Annotated in this window: 11 protein-coding genes; 7 read left to right on the forward strand and 4 right to left on the reverse strand. The window is 75.1% G+C overall.

Annotated features, from left to right (window positions below):
* On the forward strand, positions 1-633 hold a 633-nt coding region (locus OP86_RS31540; protein WP_157849897.1), incomplete at its 5' end, for a zinc-binding dehydrogenase.
* A 2-nt stretch (positions 634-635) separates the two neighbouring features.
* Here OP86_RS31540 and OP86_RS34165 read toward each other — a convergent pair.
* The 3 genes from OP86_RS34165 to OP86_RS37015 all read right to left on the reverse strand — a co-directional run bounded on the left by OP86_RS34165 (position 636) and on the right by OP86_RS37015 (position 3144).
* Complete coding sequence (locus OP86_RS34165; protein WP_051831108.1) at positions 636-1103, reverse strand: NUDIX domain-containing protein; 468 nt, start codon at positions 1101-1103, stop codon at positions 636-638.
* 23 nt (positions 1104-1126) lie between these two features.
* Entirely contained in the window at positions 1127-2278 is a 1152-nt protein-coding gene (locus OP86_RS31550; protein WP_030062113.1) for an IS30 family transposase, read from the reverse strand.
* A gap of 629 nt (positions 2279-2907) precedes the next feature.
* On the reverse strand, positions 2908-3144 hold the full coding sequence (locus OP86_RS37015; RefSeq protein WP_030062114.1) for a hypothetical protein: 237 nt from the start codon (positions 3142-3144) through the stop codon (positions 2908-2910).
* On the opposite strand from OP86_RS37015, the gene OP86_RS31560 reads away from it, so the two are divergent.
* Together OP86_RS31560 and OP86_RS37020 are read left to right on the forward strand one after the other, a co-directional pair.
* A complete protein-coding gene (locus OP86_RS31560; protein WP_157849898.1) occupies positions 3130-3567 on the forward strand; it encodes a hypothetical protein in 438 nt (145 codons plus the stop codon). The genes OP86_RS37015 and OP86_RS31560 overlap by 15 nt on opposite strands.
* Positions 3564-3734: a hypothetical protein gene (locus OP86_RS37020; protein ID WP_157849899.1), complete on the forward strand. Its 171-nt coding sequence runs from the start codon at positions 3564-3566 to the stop codon at positions 3732-3734. Before OP86_RS31560 ends, OP86_RS37020 begins: the two co-directional genes overlap by 4 nt.
* 8 nt (positions 3735-3742) lie before the next feature.
* Here the strand turns inward: OP86_RS37020 and OP86_RS31565 are convergent, their stop codons facing one another.
* Complete coding sequence (locus OP86_RS31565; protein WP_033334267.1) at positions 3743-4612, reverse strand: class I SAM-dependent methyltransferase; 870 nt, start codon at positions 4610-4612, stop codon at positions 3743-3745.
* A 94-nt stretch (positions 4613-4706) separates the two neighbouring features.
* On the opposite strand from OP86_RS31565, the gene OP86_RS31570 reads away from it, so the two are divergent.
* The 4 genes from OP86_RS31570 to OP86_RS31585 all read left to right on the forward strand — a co-directional run bounded on the left by OP86_RS31570 (position 4707) and on the right by OP86_RS31585 (position 7785).
* Positions 4707-5378: a TetR family transcriptional regulator gene (locus OP86_RS31570; protein ID WP_063832499.1), complete on the forward strand. Its 672-nt coding sequence runs from the start codon at positions 4707-4709 to the stop codon at positions 5376-5378.
* A gap of 105 nt (positions 5379-5483) precedes the next feature.
* The gene (locus OP86_RS31575; RefSeq protein WP_030062117.1) at positions 5484-5921 is read left to right on the forward strand and encodes a glutaredoxin domain-containing protein; all 438 of its coding nucleotides are present in this window, start codon (positions 5484-5486) and stop codon (positions 5919-5921) included.
* A gap of 582 nt (positions 5922-6503) precedes the next feature.
* Positions 6504-7358 carry a hypothetical protein gene (locus OP86_RS34170; RefSeq protein ID WP_106973563.1) on the forward strand — a complete coding sequence of 285 codons (855 nt, stop codon included), beginning with the start codon at positions 6504-6506 and terminating at the stop codon, positions 7356-7358.
* Positions 7348-7785 (forward strand): hypothetical protein, encoded by a 438-nt coding sequence (locus tag OP86_RS31585; RefSeq protein ID WP_030062119.1) that lies wholly within the window; start codon positions 7348-7350, stop codon positions 7783-7785. The genes OP86_RS34170 and OP86_RS31585 overlap by 11 nt, the downstream gene beginning before the upstream one ends.
* Positions 7786-7875: the final 90 nt, after the last annotated feature.

The raw sequence follows: 7875 nt of genomic DNA on the forward strand, positions 1-7875 counted from the left end.
ACGGCATACGAGATTTCTGCCTGTCTCGTGGGCTCGGAGATGTGTATAAGAGACAGCCCACTCACAGCCGCCGCCACCCTCCCCCTGAACCGCCTCACCCCCCTGCAGACCCCCGACACGGTCGCCCTGCCCGCCGGCTCCACCGTGCTGGTCACCGGCGCGGCGGGCGCCCTCGGCGGCTTCACCGTCGAACTCGCCGCGCTGCGGGGCCTTCGGGTCGTCGCCCTCGCCGGGCAGGACGACGAGGACCTCGTCCGGGCGCTGGGCGCGCGGTGGTTCGTCCCGCGCACGGTGGGCGATGTGGCCGCGGCCGTACGGGAGTTGTTACCCGGCGGGGTCGACGGCGCGGTGGACGCGGCCCTGCTCGGGGTGCGGGCACTGGGCGCGGTGCGCGGACGCGGGGCGTTCGTGGCGGTCGCAGGCGGCAGTGAGCCGGTGGGGCTGCGCGGGATCCGGGTCGCGAACGTGTGGATCACCGCCGACGGGCCCGCCCTGGGGCGGCTCGCAGCGCTCGCGGGCGAGGGCCGCCTGACCCTGCGGGTGGCCGACACCCTGCCCCTGGAGCACGCCGCCCGGGCGCACGAGTGCCTGGCCGCAGGCGGGCTGCGCGGGCGCCTGGTCCTCACCCCCTGACCTCAGTCGGCGCGCTGGCCGTGCAGGAGGACGGGCAGGGAGCAGCTGGCGAGAGCCTCGGCGGCGCGGGCGGCCTGGGAGGGGGCCATGTGGTTCGGCAGGTCGTGGGCGGGGACGAAGCGGGCGCCGAGCAGGCCGCTGTCCTTTTGGGGCGGGACGGTGAGGCGGGTGGTGTCGGGGACGGTGCCGCCGTCGAAGACGAGGCTGAGGCGTTCCAGGTGGCGGTCGGCGGGGGTGTAGTCGATCGCCAGGACGTGGGTCAGGCGCAGGTTGAGGCCGGTCTCGGCGTGCAGGTGCCGGGCGGCAGCGGCTTGCGGGGGCTCGTTCGTCTTGGCGGCGCCGCCGGGCAGGATCAGGCCGTCCATGTAGTCCGGGTCGACGAGCAGGACGTCGCCGCGCCGGTTGCGCACCAGGACGAGGCAGCCGAGCCGGCACACCGGCGGCTTGGCGAGCAGGCGGGGGTCGCGCATCAAGGGGGGGTGAACTCAACCAGTCAGCGCAACAGGGCCTCCAGCCTATCGGCCGGTGTCTGGAAGTCGAGGGTCTTACGAGGGCGCGTGTTCAGCTTCAGTGCGATCTTGTCGAGATCGTCCTGGGTCAGGTGCCCCATGCTCGTGCCCTTGGGCAGGTACTGACGCAGCAGGCGGTTGGTGTTCTCGTTCGTGCCGCGCTGCCAGGGACTGCGAGGGTCGGCGAAGTAGACGCCCAGGCCGGTAGCCGCGGTGACGTCCTTGTGGCCGGCCAGTTCCATCCCACGGTTCCAGGTCAAGGTCTTCCTGAGGTCGGCGGGCAGCTCGAGCATCTTGGCCGACAGCTTCGCGGTGACCGTGGCCATGTCCCGCCCGTCGAGCTGGACGAGAACGGTGAAGCGGGTGGAGCGTTCGACGACCGTCGCAATCTGCGTCAGGCCGCGGCCCAGCAGCAGGTCGCCCTCCCAGTGGCCGGGGACTACGCGGTCGTCGGCTTCGGCGGGGCGTTCGCGAATGGACATCGCGTCCTTGATCTGTGAACGCCATTGACCGGTAACGGTGTTGTGGATGTTGCGCCGGGTCGGGCGACCAGAGCGCAGGTGCTTCTGCAGGGCCTTGGCCAACACCCCGCGGGCCTGCATGAACAGGGACTTGTAGATCGTCTCGTGGCTGACCTGCATCCCTGACCCGGCGGCGTAGGTGTTGGCCAGGTGGCCGGAGATCTGTTCGGGCGACCAGTCCTCGGCCAGTTTCTCAGCCACCAGGTTCCGCAGCGGCCGGTTGGTAGCCAGCAGGCACGGCTTGCGGCGCCGAGCGCGATCCCAGGCGCGGTCTTCAGCGTCCACGGCCCGGTAGTGCTGGGGGCCCTTGTTGCGGGCGATCTCCCTGCTGACCGTCGAGGCGGCACGACCCAAAGTGCGGGCTATCTCCCGGATCGAGTCGCCCCGTGCAAGACCGCGCGAGATCGACTCCCGCTCAGGAAGCGTCAGTTGGCCAGCTCGCCGCTGCCGGACCGGTGGCACGTATCCGCCGTTGGACTTCAGAATCGTGAAGATCGAGCCAGGAGGCCTGCCCAATGCCCGTGAGATCTCGCTGATCGACTCACCGGCCTTCCAGCGGTCCCACAACTCACGCTTCTGTATGTCCGACATGCCCGGACGACCCAACCTCGCCATGCGCCACATCCTCCGTCACCTGGGATGTTGCGCTGACTGGTTGAGGTCACCCGGCCTTCCTTCACCCCGCCGCCCCTGCCCCGGGGCGGCGGGGCCTTCGACGTCCCGTTCGCGCCGTCCGCATCCTCGACGCCCTGCGCCCCGGCCCTGCCCGCGTCCGCGCCCACGACGGGCGCCGTCCCACCTCCCCCGCACGGGAAGTCGGCCCCGCCGACTTCCCGCCCCGCTGCGAGGGGCCGCCGTGCGTGTGACGGACGTCACGTCACTTCTCGTGGACTGTTTGCCGGTCGGGGCCCGTGCCGGGGCTTGAGGTGGAAACCGTTGCCGCACCCGCCGGAAGGCCCCTTCCCGATGAACGACCTGCGCCTGGTCCCCTGTGGGCCCGAACCGTCCGACACCCGTACCGAGGTGACGTCCGTGCGCCACCTGGGAGGCCGCAGGTACGCGGCGAGGGTGGCCGTCACGTCGAGCAGGACGTACACCGTGGAGGTGCCGGAGCCGGACGAGGCCACGATCCCGCGGCTCATCATCGGGCACGCCTGCGAGCAGGGCCGGCGGCTGCGCCCGGGCGGTCAGCTCGTCGCGCACGCCGCGGTGGAGGGCGGGCCGTGCCTGCTGCGGGAGGTGCGCTACCGGGACGAGCGGGTGTCGGTCGTGGTCCGCTGCGGGACGCCCGCTGCGGCTGCCCGCCGCTCGGCGCTGCTCGCGGCCTTCGAGGCGCGGGAGGCCGCGATCGAGGGGCGCGCGGGGGTGGTCGACGCCTTCAGTGCGGCGTGGCTGCCGATCCCCGGCCGCCGGGCCGGGCAGTGGCGCGACGCCGTCTGCCAGGCCCTGCTCGCCGACTGGGCCCCGTGCTGGGCGCGCACGCGGCCGAGGACTCCGTGGTGGGCTTCCTGTGGGCGCTGGCCCGGCAGGCGCACGTGCAGCTCCAGCCGCTGTGGGCGCGCCGGGCCGCCGGCCACCGCGTCCACCTCCTGGACAAGCCGGTGGCGGGCGGGCTGACCCTCGCGGACCGGGTCACCGACCACCGCCGCCCCGAGGACGCCGTGCTGCACGCCGTCGTGGACGAGGCCGGTGTCGGGGCGGTCCTGCGCGCGCTGGCGCCCGCCGAGCGGGAGATCGCCCGGCTGTGGTCCCTGCACCCGCGCATCACGTGGACGCAGGCCGCCGAACTCCTGGGCGCCGAGGACCCGGCCGCGGCCGGCGAGCGGGTGCGCCGCAAGCTCAAGCGGCTCGGCGCCCGGCACGCCCAGCGCGCCGCCCTCGCCCGGGCGGGGGCGCCCCGGTGACGGAGGTCCTGCGCGCCGCCCTGCCCGAGTTCCTCGCCGGCCTCGCCACCGCCGCCGCGGTGGCCGCCGCCGCCAGGACCGCCCGCGCCGCCCGCGACCGCCGCGCACGCCGTGAACGCCGCGAGCGGCAGCAGCCGCCGGTACCGCCCGCCCAGGGGGACCGGTAGGGCCGCGTTCAGCCGCGGGTGGCGGTGACGAGCCAGGCGGCGGTGCGCAGCCGGATGCCGTCGGGGTGTTCGTGGCGGGCGAGGGCGGCGGTGAAGGCGGCGCGTGCCCGCCCGGTGGCGTCCCCGCCGTCGAGCGGGCCGAGCGGGTCGAGCTGGGCGGCGAGGTGGCGGCCGGGGCCGGAGCCGAGCAGGTGGTCGGCGGCGTCGGCGGCGTCGTGCCCGAAGTGGCCGGTGGCGTCGACGGCTTCGGTACGTACGGCGGTGAATCCGGCGGCGGCGAGGGTGCGGTGGATCAGCGCGGGGTCGCGCAGCGAGAACATGCCGGGGCCTTGGGGGGCGGTGTCGTCCTGGGGCGGGAGCGCCAGGGCGGCGCGTACGGCGTCGAACACCCGTACCCATTCGGTGCGTTGCGGGTCGGCCATGCAGACGAAGGCGAGCCGGCCGCCGGGGCGCAGGGCCCGGGCGATGTTGGCGAAGGCGTGGACGGGGTCCTGGAAGAACATGGTCCCGAAGCGGCTGAGGGCGGTGTCGAAGCCGGCGGTGGGCAGGGGGTGGACCTGGGCGTCGCCCTGTTCGAAGGCGGTGTGGTGCAGACCTTGGGCGGCGGCGAGCCGGCGGGCGGTGGCGAGCATGGGTGCGGACAGGTCGAGTCCGAGCGCCGAGCCGCGGTGGGCGGCGCGGGCGGCGAGGCGGGTGGTGTGGCCGGTGCCGCAGCCAATGTCGAGGACCCGGTCGTCGGGGTTGATGGCGCACGCCTTCAGGAGCGGCGGGTCGAAGCCTTCGTTGATCGCGTTCCAGCGGTCGTGGTGCTCGCTCCAGTGCCGGCCTTCGGCGCCGTTCCAGGCCTGGGACTGCACGGTGTTGACGAGCTGGCTCATCGGGTCACTCCTGTCGCCGGGCTAGTATGGGCGGATGCCCATACTCAAGGTATGGGCGGATGCCCATACCGGCAAGCCCCGATCCGGAGGACCGATGTCACCGCGCGGCGTAGCGACCCCCGACGTCCGAGGACGGCTCTTCGCCGCCGCCGAGCGGGTCCTGGCCCGCGACGGCGCGGGCGCGCTGACCAACCGCGCGGTCACCGAGGAGGCGGACTGCGCGAAGGGCCTGCTGTACAACCACTTCGCCGACCTGGACGACTTCGTCGCGCAGCTCGTCCTGGACCGCTTCGAGCGGATCGCCGCCGAGGTCGGCCCGCTGCCGCAGCGGGCCGGGCAGGGCGAGGTAGGGGAGAACCTCGCCGGCGCGGCGCTGGCCATGCTCGGCGCGAACGGTCCGGTGGTCGCCGCGGCCGCGCTCTCCCGCTCCGCGGTCACCGTCCGCCTGCGCGAGGCCTGGGCGGCCGGCGCGCCGGGGCCGGGCACGGTCGAGGGCGCCATCGCCCGCTACCTGGAGGCCGAGCAGCGGCTGGGGCGGATCGCCGCCGGCGCCGACTGCGCGATGCTGGCCCTCGCCCTCACCGGCACGGTCCACCACCTGCTGATGCACGGCGCCGGCCAGGACGCGGACCACCGGCAGCTGATCCACCGCCTGGTCGCCGCACTCGTCGCGGCGGGCACGGCGGACACGGCGGACGCGGCAGGCACGACGGGTACGGCAGGCACGACGGGCACGGCAGGCACGACGGACGCGACGGGCGGCTGAGCCGCCCGGTGCACGGAAAGTCGGCCCGGCCGACTTCCCGCGCACCCGCTGGTCGGGGTACGGCCGGGTTCTGCGGCACGCGCATCGGCGGTAGCCTGCCGACCCATGACGCGCCCGTGGCTCCTTCCGGTCCTGCTCCTGCTGTGCGGCTCGGCCGTCGCGGCCATCCTGGCCTGGCGGGGCAGCCCCGAGGCGGCGGCGGCGTTCTGGGCGGTGTTCGTGCTGGGAGCCCTCGTCAACTCGCCGCTGGCCTTCCCCCGGTCCGTCAGCGCCTCGCAGGCGCAGCGCCGCAGTGCGGCCGACGGCCGGCCGGTCGTCTTCTGGCGGCCGGGCTGCACGTACTGCCTGCGGCTGCGGTTGCGGCTGGGCCGCGACGCCCGGCGTGCGCACTGGGTCGACATCCGGCGCGACCCCGAGGGGGCGGCGGCGGTGCGGGCGGTCAACGACGGCAACGAGACCGTGCCGACGGTCCTCGTGACGGGCCGGGCGCACACCAACCCCGATCCCGCGTGGGTGCGCGCCCAACTGCCCCCGCCCGCGTGAGCGGATCCCGCACTGCGGCGCCTGCTCGTCTCCTCCCCGTCTTCGTGCCGGCCGGCTCCCCGGGGCCCGGACAGACGTGAGTACGAGTGCTCCTGTGCGCCGTCAACGGTCGCCATCCGCCGCGCCGCGCGCTTGGGCGAGCCGGTGGCCACGCTTGCCCATCGGGCTTGCCCCGGTCAGCGATGCCGCGGACCAAGCCTGCCGTGGCCAGGAGCTCCCGCAGGAGAAACGACCTGCCGGGCCAGGGCGCCGAACGGGCTTGCGCCACGGAGTAGGCGGGCGCGGGCCCGCTCAAGCCGGGCTCCGCCGGCCACCGCCGAGCGGACCTCGACACCACCGGCACCTGCGGCACCTGCGGCACCGGCGTCACCCGCACCGCCCCATTTGCCACCCCATTGCCGCCGAGACCCAGGCGCTCTCATGCCCGGCCCGCGCGGCGGCGCCATCGCGCCCCCGGGGCGTGCCGGCGACGCGCCGACCAGCACATCCCGGCGCAACGGTCGACGCCCTGCGGTGATCGTCTGCGCTCGTCCTTCGCCAATCCGGTGGCAGCGGCGGCACCGGGGCGGGGAGACTGCCCGGATGGACACTCCCGTACCGGACCTGCGCGTCCGTGATGTCGTGCCCGGCTATGCGGGCATGCACCCGCTGGTCGCCGACCTGGTGCTGCCCGAGGGCGCGTCGATGTCCGTGATGAGCACGCTGGAGACCTCCCGCGAGCTCGTCCGGCACTCCTACTACCGGTACGAGTTCGCCACCGTCGCGGTCACGCACGCCCTGTCCGCCGTGGAACAGGTCCTCGCCGAGCGCCTGGCCCTCCAGGCCCCGCTGGAGGAACTGGTGCGGCGGGCCACCGGCGCCGGGCTCGTCTCGGTGTACCTGGCCGGGGAGCTGGAGCGCGCCCTGCTGCTGCGCGAGCGGCTCGCGCAGGGCAGCGCGACCAGCGCCGCCCTCAACCCGGTCAGGGCGGTGGACCTGCTGCGCGCCGTGTTCGACACCGTCGCCCTGCTACTGCACCCACCGACGGCGCAGACGCAGGCACAGGCCGAAGCCGGCGCGGGCGCCGATGACGTGACGCAGCCCCAGGACCGGCTCGCCCGCCTGTGGGAGGAGCACCTGCGCGCCCCGTTCCCGGCGAGCTTCCGCGGCGTGGACATCGACGGCACCGACCTGGTCCAGCTGGACGCCGACGTCGCCGCCCTCGTCCGACGGGAACTGGACGACGCACCCGACGGCGGCCTCGGCGGCGGGCCCGACGGCGGCGGGCTCGACGGCGGTGGGCTCGACGGCGGTGGCGTCGCCGGCCTGTGGAGGTGCATCGCCGGCCTCGCCACGGTCGTGCCGCTGCTCGACGAGGAGTACTGCGCCGCCTACTTCACCCGGCTGCGCACGATGGCCGACCTCGCGGCGGCGCGCCACCTGCCCGATGCGACCTGACCCCGGACCGGCGCACTGGTCGGCGCGGGCCGAGCAGGCGCAGCGGCTCGGGGACTGGGACACCGCCATCGCCCTGGTGAGCGCCCGGGCCGCGTGCCACTCCCCCGACTACTACGCCCACGACCACCACCTGTGGCACCTGGACCTGCTCGCCCGCGCGGGACGCCTCGCGGAGCTCACCCGGCTCGCCCGCACGGACGTCCACGCCCGCCGCAGGCTCAACACGGCGCTGCGCGAGCGGGGCATGGACGAGGCGCTGCGCGGGCGCGCCGAGGACGGCGACCGCGGCGCCCTGTACGGCCTGGTGCGGCTGCTGTGCGAGAGCGGCCGCGCCGGGCAGGCCCGGCGGGCCGTGCACGACCTCGGCCCGCAGGACGAGTACGCGCACCGGATCCTCGCCCGCTTCCCAGGCCCCGAGGCCGGCTAGCGCCGGTCCGGGACGGGCCCGGTGACGGGGCCGGAGTCCGGGCCGGGGCCGGAGTCCGGGCCGGGGCCGGGGGCGGCGGGAGCGGAGTCC

This window comes from Streptomyces novaecaesareae (genome assembly GCF_000716875.1).
Taxonomy (GTDB): domain Bacteria; phylum Actinomycetota; class Actinomycetes; order Streptomycetales; family Streptomycetaceae; genus Kitasatospora; species Kitasatospora novaecaesareae.